General features: G+C 63.2%; 15 protein-coding genes. 13 read left to right on the top strand and 2 right to left on the bottom strand.

Going from position 1 to position 19,573, the window contains the following annotated elements:
- Positions 1 to 462: 462 nt before the first annotated feature.
- From AC1DFE_RS20220 to AC1DFE_RS20230, 3 genes are all read left to right on the top strand, one after another.
- Positions 463 to 1,356, top strand: a complete 894-nt coding sequence (locus tag AC1DFE_RS20220; protein ID WP_476907651.1) for a VOC family protein — start codon at positions 463 to 465, stop codon at positions 1,354 to 1,356.
- A 190-nt stretch (positions 1,357 to 1,546) separates the two neighbouring features.
- Positions 1,547 to 2,890, top strand: a complete 1,344-nt coding sequence (locus tag AC1DFE_RS20225) for an MFS transporter (protein WP_476907652.1) — start codon at positions 1,547 to 1,549, stop codon at positions 2,888 to 2,890.
- A 197-nt stretch (positions 2,891 to 3,087) separates the two neighbouring features.
- The gene (locus tag AC1DFE_RS20230) at positions 3,088 to 4,395 is read left to right on the top strand and encodes an LLM class flavin-dependent oxidoreductase (RefSeq protein WP_476907653.1); all 1,308 of its coding nucleotides are present in this window, start codon (positions 3,088 to 3,090) and stop codon (positions 4,393 to 4,395) included.
- Positions 4,396 to 4,430: 35 nt separating this feature from the next.
- Here the strand turns inward: AC1DFE_RS20230 and AC1DFE_RS20235 are convergent, their stop codons facing one another.
- Positions 4,431 to 5,381 carry a LysR family transcriptional regulator gene (locus AC1DFE_RS20235; protein ID WP_476907654.1) on the bottom strand — a complete coding sequence of 317 codons (951 nt, stop codon included), beginning with the start codon at positions 5,379 to 5,381 and terminating at the stop codon, positions 4,431 to 4,433.
- Positions 5,382 to 5,526: 145 nt separating this feature from the next.
- Here AC1DFE_RS20235 and AC1DFE_RS20240 point away from each other — a divergent pair, with 145 nt between their 5' ends.
- The 5 genes from AC1DFE_RS20240 to AC1DFE_RS20260 all read left to right on the top strand — a co-directional run bounded on the left by AC1DFE_RS20240 (position 5,527) and on the right by AC1DFE_RS20260 (position 10,725).
- Positions 5,527 to 7,122 carry an FAD-binding oxidoreductase gene (locus AC1DFE_RS20240; protein ID WP_476907655.1) on the top strand — a complete coding sequence of 532 codons (1,596 nt, stop codon included), beginning with the start codon at positions 5,527 to 5,529 and terminating at the stop codon, positions 7,120 to 7,122.
- A gap of 69 nt (positions 7,123 to 7,191) precedes the next feature.
- Positions 7,192 to 8,202 carry an ABC transporter substrate-binding protein gene (locus AC1DFE_RS20245; protein WP_476907656.1) on the top strand — a complete coding sequence of 337 codons (1,011 nt, stop codon included), beginning with the start codon at positions 7,192 to 7,194 and terminating at the stop codon, positions 8,200 to 8,202.
- A 39-nt stretch (positions 8,203 to 8,241) separates the two neighbouring features.
- Positions 8,242 to 9,021 carry an ABC transporter permease gene (locus tag AC1DFE_RS20250; protein ID WP_476907657.1) on the top strand — a complete coding sequence of 260 codons (780 nt, stop codon included), beginning with the start codon at positions 8,242 to 8,244 and terminating at the stop codon, positions 9,019 to 9,021.
- Positions 9,014 to 9,883, top strand: coding sequence for an ABC transporter permease (locus tag AC1DFE_RS20255; protein WP_476907658.1), 870 nt, complete (start codon positions 9,014 to 9,016; stop codon positions 9,881 to 9,883). Before AC1DFE_RS20250 ends, AC1DFE_RS20255 begins: the two co-directional genes overlap by 8 nt.
- Positions 9,884 to 9,918: 35 nt before the next feature.
- Positions 9,919 to 10,725, top strand: a complete 807-nt coding sequence (locus AC1DFE_RS20260; protein ID WP_476907659.1) for an ABC transporter ATP-binding protein — start codon at positions 9,919 to 9,921, stop codon at positions 10,723 to 10,725.
- A 106-nt stretch (positions 10,726 to 10,831) separates the two neighbouring features.
- Here AC1DFE_RS20260 and AC1DFE_RS20265 read toward each other — a convergent pair whose 3' ends face one another.
- Positions 10,832 to 11,542, bottom strand: a complete 711-nt coding sequence (locus AC1DFE_RS20265; RefSeq protein WP_476907660.1) for a GntR family transcriptional regulator — start codon at positions 11,540 to 11,542, stop codon at positions 10,832 to 10,834.
- Between the two features lie 139 nt (positions 11,543 to 11,681).
- Between AC1DFE_RS20265 and AC1DFE_RS20270 the strand changes: the two genes are divergently transcribed.
- From AC1DFE_RS20270 to AC1DFE_RS20290, 5 genes are all read left to right on the top strand, one after another.
- Positions 11,682 to 13,673 (top strand): flavin-containing monooxygenase, encoded by a 1,992-nt coding sequence (locus AC1DFE_RS20270; RefSeq protein WP_476907661.1) that lies wholly within the window; start codon positions 11,682 to 11,684, stop codon positions 13,671 to 13,673.
- Positions 13,670 to 15,142, top strand: coding sequence for a carboxylesterase family protein (locus AC1DFE_RS20275; protein ID WP_476907662.1), 1,473 nt, complete (start codon positions 13,670 to 13,672; stop codon positions 15,140 to 15,142). The genes AC1DFE_RS20270 and AC1DFE_RS20275 overlap by 4 nt, the downstream gene beginning before the upstream one ends.
- Positions 15,143 to 15,304: 162 nt before the next feature.
- A complete protein-coding gene (locus AC1DFE_RS20280; protein WP_476907663.1) occupies positions 15,305 to 16,834 on the top strand; it encodes a 4-hydroxyphenylacetate 3-hydroxylase N-terminal domain-containing protein in 1,530 nt (509 codons plus the stop codon).
- 59 nt (positions 16,835 to 16,893) lie between these two features.
- A complete protein-coding gene (locus tag AC1DFE_RS20285; protein WP_476907664.1) occupies positions 16,894 to 18,276 on the top strand; it encodes an MmgE/PrpD family protein in 1,383 nt (460 codons plus the stop codon).
- Between the two features lie 15 nt (positions 18,277 to 18,291).
- A complete protein-coding gene (locus AC1DFE_RS20290; protein WP_476907665.1) occupies positions 18,292 to 19,443 on the top strand; it encodes a flavin reductase in 1,152 nt (383 codons plus the stop codon).
- Positions 19,444 to 19,573: the final 130 nt, after the last annotated feature.

Raw genomic sequence — 19,573 nt, forward strand, 5'->3', positions numbered from 1 at the left:
TTTGCGGTGCCTTTCCGGTCGCGGACCGCCGTTGTGCCTAACCGGCGGAGGAGGCGGATCCGCCTTCCGCCATCCCCATGAACATCGTCCGGTGCAGGATGCCCACGCGCTTCCGCCAGATTCGTCGGGCAAGGTGGATGTGCGATTGAAGCCACTCCTGACGCCGGAAGAGATCGGTGAAGCGGCCAAAAAGGCACCGTCGTACCGGGCGCCCGGACGGTAGAAGGACACTAGCCGCCATCGAACTTGTTCCGCGGCTGGCTTGCCAGCCGGCCGAAGGCATAGACGAAGACCGCCTCGATCGTCACCATCAGGCCAAGACGTGGAGTCGTTTTGCAGCCCACAGAGAATTATTTTGTTTTTTTCGCTAGATAATCGATTGTAGTTACGATAGTGTTTTCTAAGTAGCAGATTTGCGGATACCGCGGTCTGAAAGGGCCTTGCAACGAGTAGGAGACATGGATGTCTTGGGGATTGATCAGCGCCATGGGCCACGTCAGTATTCAAACGACGGAGCTCAGTAAGTCCGTTTTTGATGCAACTCAGATTCTTGGACTCCGCGAAACCGAGCGGACGCCCGATGCCGTGTACCTCGCTGCCGGCAATGTCCACCACGAACTCGTCTACGTGGAATCGGACGTCGACGGCGTGGATGGGTTTGGTCTAGTTGCAGCGAATGGCGATGCGCTGCGCGAGATCCGCCGGCGCGTGGAGGACGAAAACTTCATCATCCTCAGCAATAAGCCCCGTGGCGTTGGTATCGAAGACGGCTTTTCGTTCATTGGGCCGGAGGGCTTCGTGTTCGAAATCTACGTCGGAATGCAGCAGAACATTGCCCTTCAGCAGTCCTTCGGACCTGACCGCTACGGGCATGTCAACTTCCACCCCCGGGACGTCGGCGGAATGATGCGGTTCCTGCACCGGGTCCTGGACTTCCGCCTCTCGGACGTTATCGGCGACGACTTTGCCTATTTCATGCGCTGCAACCCGGATCACCATGGCATCGCTCTGGTCCGTGGGGAAGGCACCCTGCACCACCATGCCTGGCAGACGCAAAGCATTGCAGATCTCGGCAAGCTTGGTGACAGGCTGAACAAGTTGGGCCGGGAGCTGATTTGGGGTCCCGTCAGGCACGGGGCCGGCCACAACATCGCCGCCTATTATGTGGAAACCTCAGGGGCCGTCGTCGAACTTTATACGGACCTGGAGCAGATCTACGACGACTCCCGTCCTCCCGTTGTGTGGGGCGAGGATGAGAACTGGTACAACATGTGGGGCGAATATCGCCCCCTGGATTTCCGCACCTTCGGGCTCGCTCCCGTAGGCCGCCGGTCCCTGAGCAGCCTCCACCGCTGACGCGCTCCGCGGGCTTGCGTCCCCACCCCCCACGGGCGCAGATTAAACACTTTTGCCACGGTTATGCTTAATCGATTGGTCTTCTGCTGTGATCTGCGTCATGCCTGGAAGGGCGAATGAAGGGGTTGCTTCGGGACCTGACCAACGTCGCCGTCGGTCATCGAACTCTCACAGCTTTTGAAAAGAGATCATGTTGAACCCGAAAACCGCCCAGGATCTCCCGTCGAGCAGGAAAGCACCTGCGGCTGACTCGCTGAATACCAAGGACATGCGCCGCATATTGGGCTCCAGCCTGATCGGCAGCATCATCGAGTACTACGACTTCATTCTTTACGCCACGGCGGCATCCCTGGTGTTTGATCGCGTTTTCTTTGCCAACCTCGGCCCTGGCCTTTCCCTTTTTGCCTCCTTTGCAACCCTTGCGGCAGGATACGTCGCCCGGCCGCTGGGCGGCATCATCTTCGGCCATTTCGGCGACCGCTTCGGCCGGAAGCAAATGCTGGTCCTGTCGATGGTCATGATGGGCGGTGCCACGGTCCTGATCGGGCTCCTGCCCACCACGGCACAGTTAGGCGTTGCAGCGCCAATCGTGCTGGTCCTCCTGCGCGTCATCCAGGGCATTGCGGTCGGCGGGGAGTGGGGCGGGGCCACGTTGATGGCCCTGGAGCACGCCCCTGCAAACAAGCGCGGCCTCGCCGCAGCCTTCGCCAACGCCGGCGGACCGGCCGGCGGGCTGCTGGCCACACTTGCGGTTTCCGCTGTTTCGGCCCTGACCGGGAACCAGTTCCTCGTCTGGGGCTGGCGGATACCGTTCCTGCTCAGTGCACTGCTGATCCTGATTGGCATGATCATTCGCCTCAGGGTGGCAGAGACTCCCGTATTCCAAAAGCTCGACGCCGAAGCCGCCAAAATTAAGCAGCCGCCTTTGATGGAGGTGCTCCGCCACCATCCGCGCCTCGTCGTGGTCACGCTCGTGGCGACGCTGGGTTTCTACGCGTGCCAAGGGCTGCTGACTGTTTGGGGCGTTTCTATGGCTGTGGGAAGCGGCGTGGACCGCTCCGGCGTCCTGAACTGGAAGGGGGTTGCCGCCGTGGTAACGGTGGTGGTCTGCTTCTATTCAGCACGCCTCAGCGACCGGATCGGGCGGCGCGCTGTGCTCACTGCCGCCGGCGCGGCGGCCATCCTTCTGGCCTTTCCCCTGATCATGCTGCTGACGAACGGGACTCTATGGGGCTTTGCGGTCGCGGTGGTGATCGGCAACGGCCTGGTCCAGGGGGCCCTCGCGGGACCCATCGGCGCTTACATCTCCGAGCAGTTCCCCACCAGTGTCCGTTACACGGGAGCGTCCCTGTCCTATCAGGGAGCCTCGATGATCGGGGCCGGTTTTACTCCAATGATTGCTACTGGCCTGGTTCTCGCAGCGGGCGGCGGCGTATGGATGGTGGGAGCGTTCTGGATTGTCGTCCTGGCGGCGGGTCTTGCGGCGGTGCGCCTGACGCGCGAGGGCTCACGCGTCAAGCTCGACGCCGTCTAAGGGCTCCGCACACGGCAACCCTCAGTGGGTCTGCACCTAAGCTTTGTCGCTTCCGGTCGAATCTTCACGTCGAGGACGTTGTCAGTTTAATTGAACTTGTTGCACTGAAACTTCTCCATTTACCATGCAACGGCCGACTGCCATGCTGGAGGCAGCGAGGCGCCCGGATTGGCGCACATCACGAAAGGAACCAGGCGATGAAGCCTAAGAATCACATGGTGCTCACCACCTTCATGCTGCCCGCGGGCTACCACAAGGACAGCTGGCGGATGGAAGGAAGCCGGGCCGAAGAACTGGGCAACCTGGATTTCGTGGCGGATCTGACCGCCATGGCCGAGGCCGCAAAACTTGACGCCGTATTTTTCGGCGACATCGTCCACGCCAACACAGTCATGCGGGGCGACATCAAGATGAACGGGTTCTATGAACCCATGACCGTCCTTGCAGCGCTGGCCGCCAGGACCAAGAACATCGGCCTGATCGGGACCATGTCCACCTCATTCTCCGAGCCGTACAACCTTGCCCGGCAGCTGTGCGGACTGGACCACATGTCCAAAGGCAGGGCCGGCTGGAACATTGTCACGTCGTCGGACGGTTTCAGCAATTACGGAGTGGAAGACGTCCCGGACCCGGCTGTGCGCTACCGGCGGGCCACCGAGTTCGTGGACGTTGTACAGCGCCTCTGGGACAGCTGGTCCGATGACGCCATCATCGTTGACAGGGCCTCCGGCGAATACGTGGACCGGAGCAAGCTCAGTGCGATCCGGCACAAGGGCGAGTTCTTTGAAGTTGAGGGGCCCATCAACATGCCTCGATCCCCGCAGGGACGCCCCGTGCTGGTCCAGGCTGGTTCCTCGGGCCCCGGCATGGACCTGGGTTCGTCGGTGGCCGACGGGATCTACACCGCCCAACCGTTCAAGGAGCCGTCCATCGAGTTCTACACCAAGTTCAAGAACATGGTGGCCGAGAAAGGACGGAACCCCGACGACGTCAAAATCATTCCGGGGATCCTGCCGATTCTCGGTGACACTGAGAAGGAAGCGCAGGACCTCGCCAACGAGTTGGCTGGCTACGTGCACCTCGGCAACGGCCGCAAGCAGGTGGGTGCTGACCTCAAGATGGACCTTTCCGAGTTGGAATTCGATGAATCGATCCCGGCCGAGTGGTTCTCCGACGACCCCAAACTGGGCAGCCGCTACCAGATCTACCGTAAGAAGAGCGTGGACAGGGGAATGACGCTGCGTGAGCTGATCGTGGACCTGGCCCGTTCCACAGGACACCAATGGATGGCGGGCACTCCCTCCCAAGTGGCTGACCGCATGGTGGACTGGTTCGAATCGAAGGCCTGCGACGGGTTCAACCTCAATGCTCCCTTCAACCCGGGCGGCTTCAAGCTCATCTGCGACAAGCTGGTCCCTGAGCTCCAGGACCGCGGCTACTTCCGATCTGAGTATGAGGGCACCACCCTGCGTGACAACCTCGGGCTCTCACGCCCGACCGCGTAGAAGTCCCGGCAGTCCCCTGCACGGAAGCTGCCGGCTTACAGCCGCCCATCTTCTGAGCCGGCAGAACCAAACCGTTCGACGGCGACATCCACCCATGCCTGGGCGCGGGCATTCAGCCGCATGCTCCGCGTCCAGGCCAGCGAAACGGTGGCCTGGACTCGGGTGTGGACACGGGGCTCCGCAATCCGCTTCAGGACAACCTTCAGCTCTTCATAGGGCGCGTCCAGCATGGGTTGCTGGAAGAGCACAGCAACCCCACGGCCACTCGCCACCAGGGACCGGACCGTGGCGTAGCTGCGTGAGCGGTGCCGGATGTCGGGAGCCAGCCCGGCATCGCGGTACATGTCGAGGATGCGCGTGGAAATGGGCGGAGCGTCGAAGAAGATGAGTGGACTCGTTGCCACGTCCCTGAGCGAAACCACCTCTGCGTGGCGCAGGGGATGCTCTGCCGGCAGCAGGATGTAAGGCTCCACAGACAGCAGCGGGGCCGTCTTCAGGGCAGGGGAAATGTCCATGTCGTAGACGAAGGCGGCGTCGATGGACCCATTGAGCAGGCGGTCCTGGAGATCCTCGTGGTACCCCTCGATGAAGTCCACCTCCACATGCGGGCATTGGTCAGCAAAATCAGCCAGCATCGGGGGAATGATGGTGGGTCCCAGCGGCATGTAGCAGCCGATCGTCAGCGGACCGCGGATGTCCGTCCTGTCCCTTTTGGAAAGCGACGCGATCTCGTCCGCGAGATCAAGCAATTGGCGCGCCTGACGGAACACGACGATGCCTGTGGACGTCAGCGTGAGCCCCTTTGACTTGCGCTTGATGCACAGCTGCGCCCCGACGATCCGCTCGAGTTCCGCTATGGACATGGAGATGGCCGACGGCGCCATGTGGAGCCGCCGTGCGGCCTCGCTCATGGTGCCGGTTTCCGCCGCCACCACAAAGTGGAGTACCTGGCGCAGCGTGATGGAGGGGTTCAGGGTGATGGTCACATTGTCAATTCTACTGACAACCATAAGCGGAAATAGACGATTTACTTGAGGACCCTATCTCGTCATGATGAAAGAAACGGCTCCGACGACGGCGCCACAGTTACCGCCGCAGCTATGCCACCCCCTGAAAGTGATGTGAACGAAAATGGACGCCCAAGCCAGATTCCTCGACCAGGCAGAAGTCATTGTCGGCGGAGACAATGTTGTCCGCGCCACGCCCAAAGAGGGCTATATCGATCCTTACCCGCTGAACACCGGACGCGCGAAGTGGCCCGGCGTGCGTCCGGGGACCGTGGCGGAGGTCCAGGCCGTCGTCCGGCTCGCCAATGACACCCGCGTTCCGCTGTGGTCCTTCTCGCAGGGCAAGAACCTGGGCTATGGGGGACCGGAACCGCGCACCAAGGGCATGGTGGCGCTCGACCTGAGCCGCCTCAACCAGATCATCGAGGTGAACGACCACCTTAATTACGCCGTCATTGAGCCCGGGGTCACGTTCTTCGACCTTTTCGAACACATCCAGGAGAAGGAGTTGAAGCTGTGGATGTCCGTTCCTGCGCTCGGATGGGGATCAATCCTTGGCAATGCGCTGGACCGCGGCTACGGCATGACGCCGATGGGGGACCATGTGCAGTCCATTTGCGGCATGGAGGTGGTTCTGCCGGACGGTGAGCTGGTGCGGACAGGAATGTGGGCCATGGATGGAACTGAACTCGGGCCCATCTTCAAAGGCGGCTTCGGCCCCACCCTGGACGGTATCTTCACTCAGTCCAATCTTGGCATAGTCACCAAGATCGGCCTCTGGCTGATGCCCTGGCCGGATGTGTACATCAACGGCGACGTTGTGGTGGAGCGCGAGGAGGACATGCCCAAGCTGGTGGACATCCTGACCCAGCTCCGGCGCGAGGACGTCATCCAGAACAACGCCCTCTGCGGCAACGTGGTTCGGGCGGCCACCATGAACGGGCCGCGATCGCGTTGGTACGAGGGGGAGGGGTCCATCCCGGACGACCGCCTGGAAGAAATGCGTCAGGAGATGGGCATAGGCCAGTGGAACGCCAAGTTTGCGATCTACGGCGACAAGGGCCTCGCCCAGCGCAGGCTTGAGATCATTCGCGAGCGCTTCGCCGGGCTTGAAGGGTTCACCGTCAAAGCCCGGCTCTATGAAGGTGCTGAAGGCGTGCAGGTCGCTTATGGCGACATTGCCGATATGGACCGCACCCAGATGGCTGGAGTACCCACGCTCAAGCCACTGTCCACGGTGGCTTGGGCGGCGGAAAACGGCGGGCATATAGACGCAGCCCCCATCATTCCCGCGCGCGGGGAAGAGGTGTGGGCGTTCTACCGGGAAGCCAAAGAACTGTACCGCCAGTTCGGCTTCGACCTGTACATCGGCTACCACCTTTACCCGCGCCACATGGTGCACGTGACCATGATTTTCTTCGAAAACGACAACCAGGAGCAGCTGGCGCGCGCACGGGCACTCTACTCGGCACTGCTGGCGGCCGCCCGCAGCCATGGTTACGCGCCCTACCGCAGCCATGTCGACTACATGGACGTCATTGCAGACGGTTTCGACTACAACAACAACGCAGTCCGCCGGCTCCAGGAAACGCTGAAGGACGCGCTGGACCCCAACGGCATCCTGTCGCCCGGCAAGCAGGGTGTCTGGCCCCGGCGCTACCGCGAAGTTGAGTCGGAGTCGGGTGCTTCCGATGCGGGCGAGTCACTATATATTCTGTGACGCTTGCCACAATCTTATATAGTAGATATATTTTTAGAACATTATGCATTCTCAATGAGGAGATTCTGGATGGAAAAGCCCACGTTTTATTCCCGCTTCACGCAAACCCTGGTGCCGGTTGTTGCCGGACTAGCCCTGCTGTCGCTGGCCGCCTGCGGGTCGCCCAGCGAAGCGGCCGCCGGCGGTGAGTCCGGTGGCAAGTCCGCCATCAAGGTGGTGGTGGCCCCCATCCACTTCGAAACGGCCTACGTCGCTGAGGAGCAGGGCTACTTCAAGGAAGTCGGCCTGAACGTTGAGATTGTCCCCGGCGCGGATCCCTCCGCCAACCTGGCACAAACGGTCAGCGGGCAGGCGGACATCACCACGGCGTCGTGGGGTGTCATGACCAGCGCCACCGCCAAGGGCATGCCGGTCAGGGTAGTCTCCGGGAACGGCGTGGTTGATCCGAAAGCCGATAATTCCGGCATCGTCATCCCCAAGAACAGCCCCATCAAGACGGTGGCGGACCTGAAGGGCAAGAACGTTGCCGTCAACGGCGTCAACACAGGGGGAGACATCCCGATGCTGCAGGCCGCAAGGGCGGCAGGCATCGAGCCGAAATCCATCACGGAGGTGGCGGTACCGTACGCCGGGATGCAGGCCGCCCTCGAGCAGGGCACGGTGGATGCGGCGTTCGTGGCGGACAGCTACTACCACCAGCTCGTCGATGCAGGGTTCAAGAGCATTGCCAGCCCGGTCCGCGAATTCCAAGGCAACATGCCGGTCACCGTGTGGGCCGCAACCGAGCCGTGGCTCAAGAGCAACCCGGGCACCGCCAAGAAGTTCAATGAGGCCATGGAAAAGGCGGCCAAGTTCTACTCGGACCCGGCCAACTCCGCCTCCATCGTGGCTATCTCAGCGCGCGTCAAGCAGGTGGATGCCGCGAAGATCAACCCCAAGGCGTATGTTCCGGTAAACACCTCCATCAACCTCACCTCAGGCCAGGCAGGCATCGACGCCATGGAGGAGCTCGGATTCGTCAAGGACCCGCTGACGGCGGAGGGCATGCTCTGGAGCGGCGCCCCCCGCTTTGCGAAATAGCGGCCGCGCAGGCCACGAGACGCTGACTGAGAGACGAAGATGAAGACACAAATACGAGCGTTCGATGTGGGGCTGACCGGCCAGCGGCTGTTGGCCGTTGCCGGGCTCCTGGTGGTGTGGCAACTGGTTATTTGGAGCGGATCGCTGCCCTCCATGACTCCCGGAGTGCCCGCAATAGTCACGGCCATCGCCAATGCTTTCACCTCCGCGCTTTTCTGGACTTCACTTGCGCAGACAATGACGGCCGCCGTCAGTGGCTGGGTGGTTGCCGTGACTGTGGGCACGGTGCTGGGCCTGGTGGTTGGCTCCGTCCCTATGCTCGACCGCTCCACATCCACCCTCGTCGACTTCGGCCGGTCCTTCCCGGTCCTGGCGTTGATGCCGGTTGTCATCATGCTGTTGGGTGCCACCGCGCAGATGGAAATCTTCGTCGTTTCGCTTTCCTGCCTCTGGCCGGTGCTGGTGCAGACAATTTACGGCGCAAGGCGAATGGACGCATCGGTAGTGGACACCGCGCGGACTTTCCAGATTCCCCGACTGCTCTGGTTCCGCCGAGTCGTTCTGCCGAGTGCCACTCCGTTCATTTCGACGGGTATCCGAATCTCCGCCTCGATTGCCATCCTGGTGTCGGTGGGTGTCGAAGTGCTCAGCCAGGCACCGGGCATCGGACGGCAAATCACCCTTGCCCAGCAGGCGCAGCGATGGGACCAGGCTTTCGCCTACCTCTTCTTCGCAGGCCTGGTGGGCTGGGGCATCGCCGGCCTCCTGAACCAGGCTGAAGGCAAGATCCTCAAGTGGAACAGGCAAGCCAATGACTGATACAGCACTCCGCACGCGTCCGAAGGACACGCCGGGCACGAATTCACCAAAAAGAGGGAGCGCACGGCAGTTCGGCGGGTTTCGCGAACGCAGCCGCTTCGCGAAGGTACTCCTGAACGTTCTGCAGCGGACCTGGCTGATCGCCGTCGTCTTTGCCATCTGGTGGATCGCGTCGGCCAACAGCACCAACATTTTCATACCGTCCCTTGAGGACATCCTGCTCAGCCTGCGGCGGGACCTGTCCAACGGAGTCATCGGATCCGGGGCAAGCTACAGCCTGACCAACTTGGGCGCGGGGCTTCTGCTGGCTGTGGTGGTCGGCATCGCTGGCGGGCTGGTTCTCGGTGAGACCAGGCGGCTGCGGGAGATCGTTGACCCTGTCATCCACTTCTTCCGTTCGGTGCCGCAGGCGGCGCTGGTGCCATTGATCATCGGCGCGTTCGGTATCGGGCAGGGCCCCAAGATATACACCATCGCTTTCGCCTGCATGTGGCCCGTGCTGCTGAACACCATCGACGGCGTCCTGGGCGTGGAGCCCACCATCCGCAAGTTCTCCAAGGTCTACCGCATCCCGGCGGGGCTGCATTTCCGCCGGGTGGTCCTCCCGGCCGCCCTCCCGCAGATTGTTGCCGGCATTCGCGTCGCCCTGCCCATCGGCATCACCGTCATGGTGGTCAGCGAACTGTTTGCCGCCAACAAGGGCTTGGGCTTCTACATCCTCAATTCCTCCGCTACCTTCCAGGTGCCGGAAACCTGGGCGGGCGCACTGCTGGTCGGCGTCATCGGCTATATCCTCTCGCTTCTGTTTGTCGTCTTCGAACGCAGGATCCTGAGCTGGTACTTCAAGTCGGGCGCCAAATGACACCCACGATTCAACACCCGAAAGAAGGAGCCACCATGGCCGTTCAGGCAGCACCCGAGCAGCAAAAGGTAGCGACGGCGCCACTGCTCCAGGTCCAAGGACTGACGATGAGTTACGGCTTTGGTGAGTCCGAAAACAAGATCCTCGACAACCTCAACCTCGACGTAAACGATGGCGAGTTCGTTTCTATCGTCGGGCCCTCCGGCGTCGGCAAAACAACCTTGCTGCGGGTGCTGTCCGGTCTGATCAGGCCCAGGAGCGGCACGGTGAGCGTGGGCGGGGAGGCAATCAGTGGCCCGCACCGGGATCTCGCCGTGGTGTTCCAGGACTACAGCCGGTCCCTGATGCCATGGATGACCACTCTCGAAAACGTGGCGTTCCCGCTCCAGGGGCGGGGAGTCGGCAAGAAGGAGAGAAACGAGGCGGCCGAGAAAAATCTCGCCGCCGTGGGACTGGGCGGGCAGGGCCACAAATATCCCTGGGAGATGTCCGGCGGAATGCAGCAGCGTGTTGCGATCGCCAGGGCGCTGGCCTACAACGCCAAAGTCCTGCTCATGGACGAGCCCTTTGCCTCCGTGGACGCCCAAACCAGGTTCGACCTCGAGGACCTAGTGATCGATCTTCAGTCCAACCTGGGCGTGACCGTCATCCTGGTGACCCACGACATCGACGAGGCCCTGTACCTCGCGGACAAGGTCATCGTTCTCGCCGAAAAGCCGGCCACGGTGGTGGATGTGATTGAGACGGGTTTCGGCGACCACCGCGACCAGGTGGAAACGAAGGCCGATCCGCGCTTTGCCGAGGCTCGGGCACGCATTCTGCACCGCCTCCGCAGCCACTGATCCGGCTGTTGCTCTGCTACCGCCTGTTCCGCTGATCCGGTAGCTCGAAAAGAAGCCCTACGGGATCCTCTGGGAGGTTCCCGTAGGGCTTCTGCGTCCCTGGCGGTCAGACCTTGGCAGGCGCCTTTCCGTCCTGCGCCGAGCTGCCGTCAATGCCGGACTTGAGTATGGCGTTGAGTGTTATCTCGTAGTGTTCCCGGATCAGGCGCGAGGCGCCCTTCGCATCCCGTTCCAAGGCGGCGTTGAGGATGTTCCGGTGCTCCCTGGCGATGTCCCGCTTGGTGCCACGGGTGGCGTTGCCGGCCCAGCGGCCGTACAGCTGGGAGAGATCGGACAGGGTTGAACAAAGGTCGATCAGGACAGGCACCCCGCAGGCTTCCAAGAGCTTGGCATGGAACGCCTGGTGGGCGTGGTTCCACGCCTCGGTCAACTGGGCGTCGGCGGTGTCCCGGTAAGGGGTCCGCTCCAGGGTGTGGTGGGCTGCGATGAGGTCGGATTCCCATGCGAGGTCGCCACGCTCAATGGCCAGCCCGATTCCGAATTCCTCGGACCTGCAGCGAAGCTCGTTAATGTCCTTGAGTTCCGCCAGCGAGAGCGTGGGCACGAAGAAGCCCCGGTTTGGCTTCAGGAGCACCAGGCGGTCGCCCACCAGTCGGGTGAGGGCCTCGCGGATCACTGTGCTGCTGGTCTGGTAGTGCTTCGAGAGCGCCGCCAGCTGCAACTTCTCCCCGGGAGCCCACCGGCCGGACAGGATGTCGTTGCGCATGGAATCCCTGATGTGCTTGCTCAGCGTCTCAGAATCGGTACTTTTCGCCATATGCATAATAGTACCCGCTAGCAAAGAATATTTTCTTGGTTGACTTATGCAAAATCGCTATTAGAATGGACTAAGCCAGCAGGAGAGACCCGGATCACGTCGGTCCCTGCAGATCCCGCAATTAACGAGGAGAACCGCCTTGACCAACTCCAGCACCGAAGCAGTCCAGGCCCCAGGGGAGGCGGTAGTGGATGACCTCTACTGGCGCGAGAAGTACGAGGGCATCACCGAAGACGACGCCTTCCTCCGCAGTGTGGTGGAGCACTCAGACCTTCCGGCACTGATGGTGGCCCTCGCCACCGTCACGCGTGACTTCTCACTCCTGCGCGAAGACCTTCGCCCGGCGCAGCACCCGGCTGATATCACGGGACTGCCCCACGGCGGCATGGACCCCGAACAGCAGGGACGGGCGCGGGACCTGGCATTTGCGGCCCTGAAACGCGTCCGGGATGAGAACCTGACCGGCGTGGGCACACTCACCGAGGCGCAGGCGCGGAACCTTCTCACCTGGATCACGAATGCAGCCAACCCCGAGTACCATCCGATGCTCATGCATGACATGGCCCTGGTTGAGGGCCAGGGCGGCAAGCCAAAGTGGAACTTCCGTGACATCGCCGTCGGCCGCGACTTCAGCGTCGCCGTCATTGGCTCGGGTGTCTCCGGCATGGCGGCGGCTTACCGCCTGAAGCAGGCCGGCGTGCCCTACACGGTGTTCGAGAAGGGCCACACTGTGGGCGGCACCTGGTGGAAAAACACTTACCCCGGCGTGCGGCTGGACACTCCCAACTATGCCTACAGCTTCTCCTTCGCCCAGCGGGATGACTGGCCCCAGCAGTTCTCCCAGGGCCCCGAAATCTACGAATACACCCGCCAGGTGGCCGAACGGGGCGGCATCCTGGAAAACATCGAATTCAACACCGAGGTCACGTCCGCGGACTATGACGAAGCCACGGGCCTGTGGAACGTTGACACCATCGACGCCGGCGGCCGCCCGGTCACCCGCCGGTTCAATGCCGTCATTACTGCCGTCGGGCAGCTTGACCGGCCGAAGTATCCGGACGTTGCCGGCCGTGAATCCTTTGCCGGCATCCAGATGCACTCGGCGGAATGGGACAACGGCGTGGACGTGACGGGCAAGCGGGTCGCGGTGATCGGAACCGGTGCCAGCGCGTACCAGATTGTTCCGGCCATCGTGGACCAGGTGTCCGCGCTGACGGTATTCCAGCGCAGCTCGCCCTGGATGCTCCCCACCAAGGGCTACTACGACGACATGCCGGATTCGGTCCAGTGGCTGGTCCGCAAGCTTCCGCACTACGGCCAGTGGCTGCGGTTCTGGCAGCACTGGTTGGGAGTGGAGGGGCGCCAACACACTGCCGTTGCCGAGCCGGGATGGAACAAGCCAGGCAGCGTCTCTGCCGTGAACGAGAAAGTGCGCCGCGAACTGACGGAACTGCTGGCCAGGCAGTACCAGGATCGCCCCGACCTGCTGGCCAAGGTCACGCCCAACTACATCGTGGGCGGCAAGCGGATGCTCCGGGACAACGGCGTGTGGGCGGAATCGCTCAAGAAATCGCAAACAACGCTGGTCACCGAGGGGCTGGAGCGCATGGTGCCCGAGGGCATCGTCACCAAGGACGGCGTGCTCCACGAGGTGGACATCATCGTCTACGCCACAGGCTTCCAGGCATCCGAATTCCTCGAGCCGCTCCAGATCACCGGCCGCCAGGGCCTGGACCTGCACGAGTACTGGGGCGGCGACGCCAAGGCCTTCGCCGGCATCACCGTTCCCAACTTCCCCAACCTGTTCATGGTCACGGGCCCCAACACGGGCCATGTGGTCAACGGCAGCCTGTACTCCATGATCGAATACGGCGTCGAGTACATCCTCGAGGCCATCCGGATCATCCTGGAGAACGACCTGAAGGGCCTTGACCTCAAGCAGGAGGTACTGGACGGGTTCATCGAAAAGCTGGATGCCGCCAGCGCCACCAAGGCCTGGGGCCATCCCTCGGTGCAAACCTGGTACAAAAACAGGTTCGGCCGCGTCTCGCAGATCTGGCCGTTCCGTGTGGTGGACTTTTGGAAGATCACACGCGCCGTGAACCTCCACGACTACAACCGGCTCGCATGAGCGCCAACGTCATTGCCGGCCCGCCGGTCTTCGCCACCGAGGCTGCGGCTTACTTCGGAAAGGCAGCCGACGGCGTCGTCCATGTTCCCGGAGTCCGGTACGGTGAGCGGCTGGATGCCGCAGATCGGTTCTCGCCGCTGGGCGATCCCTCACCCGGGCATGCGCAGGCCAGCACCACGGTGTTTCCGCAGTTACCAGGATCCCTGGACTGGCTCATGGGCCCGGCGCTGTCCCGCATCCCACAGGACGAGGACTCCTTCCTGCTGGACATCTGGACGCCCGAGGGCGCCAGGGACCTGCCGGTCCTCGTTTTCCTCCCCGGCGGAGCCTTCATCAGCGGCGCCGGGAACGTCGGCTGGTACGACGGCGCCCGGCTAGCCGCCGAGGGCAACGCCGTGGTGGTCACCGTCAGTTACCGGCTGGGCGCGGTGGCGCTGCTGGGTGGATCCGGGGCGCCGCTCAACCTCGGGGTGCAGGACATCCTGCAGGCGCTCACGTGGATTTCGGACAACATCACCGCATTCGGCGGAAACCCCACCGCCGTCACCCTCGCCGGCCATTCCGCCGGGGCCTGGTATGCCTACGTTCTGAGCCTTACGCCTGCTGCCAGGGGACTGTTTTGCCGGACAGCGCTGTTCAGCCTGCCCTGGCAGCCGCCGCTGAGCGCTGCCGACTATGAGGAGCGCCGGGAATTGTTCAACGGTTTCCTTGAGGACGCGCTCGACGGCGGGTCCCTGGCTACCGCGCCCATCCCGGCCATCCTTGAAGCCCAGGCAGCAGTCGGCAAGGCATACGCGGGACGCGGTCTCGGCCTGGTGCCGGCTGCGGATGGCGAGCTGGTGCCGGATTGGGCCATGGACTTCCGCCGCGCTGCCTCGTCCCTGCATGTGGAGTCTTTGCTGCTGAGCAGTACGGACAACGAGGCGGCCGCCTTCCTGCACGCTGTGCCGGTAGCGGCAGTGGGCCCGGAGCAGGTGGCGGGCTTCGTGGCTGCCCACTTCGAGGAAGCCGGTGAAGTCCTGAATTTCCTGGATTCGCGGCTGCCTGCCGCAACGCCCCACGCAAAACTCGAGGAGGCCATGAGCCTGCACCAGTTCCACCTTGCCGCGACCGAACTGGCCGGCCTGGCCAACACCGCCGGAGTGGCATCGACGCTGCTCCGGTTCTCGGTTCCCAGCAGGCTTGACGGGGCTGGCAGCCCGCACTGCTTTGAACTCCCGTTCCTCTTTGGAAACAGGGAGGACTGGCAGGACGCTCCGATGCTCCGCGGCTTTAGGGAGGACAACTTTGATGCTGTCTCCAACCAGCTGCGGCCGCTGCTCCTCAGCTTTGTGGCCAAGGGGCGCGCACAAACCGCAAGCGGCGAACGGCTGGCCCTGTTCACTGCGGATCATCCGCAGCTGCACGCCGTGACCGCCGGCGGGGTAGCGCCGGGCACCCCCGAGCCGGAATTCCACGCGCGGCGCTAGCCGCAGCCATCCCGGCCGCCGCGCCGTACGGGACCGGGCCGCCGGACTAGGCAAACCATTGTCAAAGTCGGCCAAGTTATATAAAATCGAATAAGAATATATTTTCAGTTCAAAATGTACCCGACCGGCCAAGCGCTGGATCAGGCTGAGAAGGAGATCACAGTGACTGCACGCACCGGAGCAGAGTACAAGCGGGGCCTGGAGGACGGCCGCGAGGTGTGGCTGGGATCGGAGCGTATCTCCGTTCTTGAGCACCCGGCCTTCAAGGGTTCGGTCGAAGGCATGGCCGGCTACTTCGACTACCAGCACAAGTACGGGGCGGACTGCCTGACCACCCATCCGGAGACCGGCGAGGCCATGAACGTGAGCCACTCGCTCCCCAGGAACGAGGAGGACATCGCCCGCCGCCACCGCGCCTTCGACCGGCTGGCCCGGTACTCCAACGGCATGCTGGGCCGCACACCGGACTACGTCAACGTGGTCCTGGCCGGCCACGTGTCCCGCAAGGACATCTTCGACCGCTCCGGGGATCCGGTGTACCACCAGCGGCTGGCGGCATACCAGCGCGAAGTGATTGAAAAGGATCTCGCGCTGACCCACACAATCGTGCACGCCGCGATCGACAAGAACGTCGGCGAGCTCCAGGGCATGAACGAGGAACTCACCCTGCGTGTAGTGGAGCGGACCGAGCAGGGCCTGATCGTCAAGGGAGCGAAGATGCTCGCCACCCTCGGCCCGATCGCCGACGAGCTGTACGTCTACCCCGCGGTGCCCATACAAAAAGGGTACGAGGAGTACGCCATTTCCTTTGCCATCCCGGTGGCCACCCCTGGCGTCGTTGCCATTTGCAGGGACCACTACGGCGTGGACGCCGAGGTTGCGGACAAGCCGTTCTCCGCGCGCTTCGACGAGCAGGACGCCGTCATCATCTTCGACGACGTGCTGGTGCCCTGGGACCGCGTGTTCATCGACGGCAACCTGGACGTCTACAACTCCATCAACGCCGGCACCGCTTCGGGCAACACCCAGCAGCAGACTGCCATCCGCGCCGCCGTGAAGCTGGAGTTCGCCTACGACCTCTGCACGCAGATCGCCAAAGTGACCGGCACCGAAAACAAGCCCGACGTCGGCGCGATGCTCGGTGAAATCTACACCTACCTGCGCCTCACCCGCGCAGCCATCCACTCAGCGGAACTGCGGGCCTCGGACTGGGGCGGCGGAGCGTTCTTCTGCCACGACGACATCAGCTCCCTCCGGGCCATCATGCCCGGCTGGATGATCCGGATCAACGAGATCATCAAGTCCATGGGCTCGCACAATCTGCTGGCAACCCCCACAGGCGGTGCCTTCAACGATCCGCGCCTGGGCCCGCTGCTGAAGAAGTACCTGCCCGGGGCCAACGGGATCAGCGCCCAGGAACGTGCCCGCATCATGCGCACCGCCTGGGACTTCGCCGGCTCGGCATTGGGCGGTCGGATCGAGCTCTACGAACGTTTCTACCTTGGCAGCATCGGCCGCGCCCGTGCCCTGGACCACCGCAAGGCCCAGGCTGCCGGGGAGACCGGCGCTTACCAGGCCATGTTCGCGGAAATTGACGGTATCCCCGCTGTGCCGGAGGCCCCCTCTGCTGCGTCGGACAGCGTCCTTGCTGCATCCGCCAGCGACCGGATCGCCGTCGGGGCGCGGGGTTAGGTTCCGCAATGACGGCGCAGATATCAGAGGCCGCTGGCCTAGAGGACGGCTTGGAAAAAATGACGGGCACTGTGGCCCGGCATGTCGCTGACACCAGCTTCGAGGCCTTTGACGCCGGTACCGTGGCCCGGGCCAAGATCCGGATCATCGATGCGCTCGGCAACATCGCCGCGGGCCACCGCGCCCAGGGCAACGACGCCCTCCTGGACCTAGCACGCCGCTGGGGCGGAGCCCCGGAATCCCGGGTGTTGGTTCACGGCATCCGACTGCCGGCCCACAATGCGGCAATGGTCAACGCGGTCATGATGCGGTCCTACGATTTCGAGCCGATTGGTGCGGAGTACGAGGACCAGACGCAGTCCGCCGCCCACATCAGCGGGACCACCGTTCCGGTGGCCCTGGCCGTCGCCGAGCAGCAGCGCTCCTCGGGCCGGGACCTGCTCACCGCACTGATCCTGGGGGACGACCTCACCTCGCGCCTCGCCGCGGCGTCGGGCTTTGACGTATACGGCGGCCAGGACAACACAGGCACCGTTAACGGACTCGGAGGGACCGCCGTCGCTGCCAAACTGATGGGCCTCGACGCGGACCAGGTCCGGAACGCGCTGGGACTCGCCGTGAACCAGCTGTCCGGGACGGTGGCCAACATCTTCGACCAGACCCTCGCGTTCAAACTGCCCATCGCCTTCGCGGCCCGTAATTCCATCGTGTCCGCGGAGCTGGCGCAGATCGGGTTCAGCGGGCCGGCGGACGCCATCGCCGGTCCGCACGGATTCCTCGACATGTACTGCTCCTCACCGGCACCCGGGAGGGTGACACGGCGGCTGGGCCAGGCCTTCTATGCAGACTGTGTGATCAAGCCGTGGTCCTCATGCCGGGCGAGCCACCCCTCACTGGACGCCTGCGTGCGGTTGGCCACCGAGAACATGCTCAACGAAGATGAGATCGAGGAGATCCTCATCCACGTGACCCCGCGGACCCTGAAGGGTTTCGTGGGCCAGCCCTTCGTGATCGGGGAGTGCCCGGAGGTTTCAGGCGCCTTCAGCATCCGTTTCACCGCTGCCACGGCCCTGATGTACCGGACCGTTCGGCCGGAACACCTCACGCTGGAGCATATGCAGGATCCGCGCCTGCAGCGGCTGCTGGACAAGATCCGGCTGGTTGCTTCGCTGCCGCCGGCGGAATCACTGACCTCCGAGGTGGAGTTGCGGCTTCGGGATGGATCCGTGCTCAGGACGCGGACGGACGTGCCCAAGGGCGATATCTACGCCAGCCCGATGAGCGAAGCTGAAATTTTGGACAAGTACTACGCCAACGCCGAGTTCGGCGGCAGGACCCCGCGCAGGAATGCGGAGGAAGCTGTCCGGCTCGTTCAGCACCTTGAGGAGCTGGACAGCCTGGCACCTCTCATCAAGCTCTTCACACCCCACTTTCAGAAATAAACCCAGGAGGATCACATGAATACACAACAGGGCGTTGCCGCCGCGGAGATCACCGTCGATCCCGCTGCCTTCCGTCACGTGGTTGGCCATTTCGCCAGCGGCGTCACGGTGATCACCACCGTCGGGGACGGTGAGCTTTACGGAACGACGGCGTCGGCCGTGTCGTCGCTGTCCATGGAACCCCCCATGATGCTCGCCTGCCTGAACCGCTCCAGCTCCACGCACGACGCCGTGCTGAAGGCCGGTGTGTTCGGCATCAACATCCTGGCCGAGGACCAGAGCGATCTCGCCATGAAGTTCGGACGCAAGGGCGGAGACAAGTTCGACGGCGTCTCGGTCACCATGTCAGCCGAGGGAGTCCCCATGCTGGACGGCGCCCTGGCCACCATCGTGTGCAGGGTTGCGGAAACCCCTACCGGCGGCACGCACACTGTATTCCTTGGCCAGGTCACGGACGCCAAGGCCCGTGCAGGCGAGCCGCTGGCGTACTTCCGCGGCGCCTTTGGACGACTCGAAAGGGTCAAGGAGCTGGCCGCGTACGACGCCGTTCGTGACTGGGTGCTGGGCCGCCGCACTCCCCTGCACCAGGCACTGGACCCGGTTGAGATTGCTGCCGAATCCAAGTCCGATCCCCACAACGTGCACAATGCGCTGGTTAAATTGACGGCCGAATCCCTCGTTACCCGGGGGGACAGGGGTGAATTCCTGTCCGCGCCCATCACCCGTGAGCTGACGGACAGTGTTTACGACGGCCGCCTCACCATCGAACTCGGCGTCCTCGCGAGCCACTTCGAGAAATTCACGGACGAGGACATAGCGGAACTGAGCCGGCTTACCGACGAGCTGGCCCTGCTGCGCCAGGGCGGGAAAGAAGCGCTGGACAAATTCCTGAAGACCAACGCGAAGTACCACAACCGCCTGGTGAGCGTGGCGGGTTCTGCCCAGCTCACCGACGCCTTCCGCAGGCTCGGAATCGGCACGGTCTGGCGCGAGGCCCTCAACAGCGAAGAGTGGGCCCGGAAGATGGACCATGGCCACATTGTCGAGCTAACCGCGGCGCTGAAGGAACATGACCACGCGCGGGCAGCTGAGGCCCTCCGCCTGCACACGTCCTTCGGCAAGCAGCTGGCCAGCGACGTGATTGAACGCCACGGCGGCGAAGTCTAACCAGCAGAGCCACCGTGACGGCGGGGCCGCACCCAGGGATTCCGATCCCGGCGGGTGCGGCCCCGCCGTCGTTCGCGCCTTTCCCAACTCAGTAGCAGTTCAGGGCGTTCTCAGCGCTGGGACCGCCCTG

It is taken from the genome of Arthrobacter sp. 05T423 (assembly GCF_056396245.1).

Coding starts and splice junctions, on each gene's coding strand:
- AC1DFE_RS20290 (WP_476907665.1), top strand. CDS start 18,292: ATGAATACACAACAGGGCGTTGCCGCCGCGGAGATCACCGTCGATCCC.
- AC1DFE_RS20250 (WP_476907657.1), top strand. CDS start 8,242: ATGAAGACACAAATACGAGCGTTCGATGTGGGGCTGACCGGCCAGCGG.
- AC1DFE_RS20225 (WP_476907652.1), top strand. CDS start 1,547: ATGTTGAACCCGAAAACCGCCCAGGATCTCCCGTCGAGCAGGAAAGCA.
- AC1DFE_RS20255 (WP_476907658.1), top strand. CDS start 9,014: ATGACTGATACAGCACTCCGCACGCGTCCGAAGGACACGCCGGGCACG.
- AC1DFE_RS20275 (WP_476907662.1), top strand. CDS start 13,670: ATGAGCGCCAACGTCATTGCCGGCCCGCCGGTCTTCGCCACCGAGGCT.
- AC1DFE_RS20285 (WP_476907664.1), top strand. CDS start 16,894: ATGACGGGCACTGTGGCCCGGCATGTCGCTGACACCAGCTTCGAGGCC.
- AC1DFE_RS20265 (WP_476907660.1), bottom strand. CDS start 11,542: ATGGCGAAAAGTACCGATTCTGAGACGCTGAGCAAGCACATCAGGGAT.
- AC1DFE_RS20245 (WP_476907656.1), top strand. CDS start 7,192: ATGGAAAAGCCCACGTTTTATTCCCGCTTCACGCAAACCCTGGTGCCG.
- AC1DFE_RS20260 (WP_476907659.1), top strand. CDS start 9,919: ATGGCCGTTCAGGCAGCACCCGAGCAGCAAAAGGTAGCGACGGCGCCA.
- AC1DFE_RS20230 (WP_476907653.1), top strand. CDS start 3,088: ATGAAGCCTAAGAATCACATGGTGCTCACCACCTTCATGCTGCCCGCG.
- AC1DFE_RS20240 (WP_476907655.1), top strand. CDS start 5,527: ATGGACGCCCAAGCCAGATTCCTCGACCAGGCAGAAGTCATTGTCGGC.
- AC1DFE_RS20220 (WP_476907651.1), top strand. CDS start 463: ATGTCTTGGGGATTGATCAGCGCCATGGGCCACGTCAGTATTCAAACG.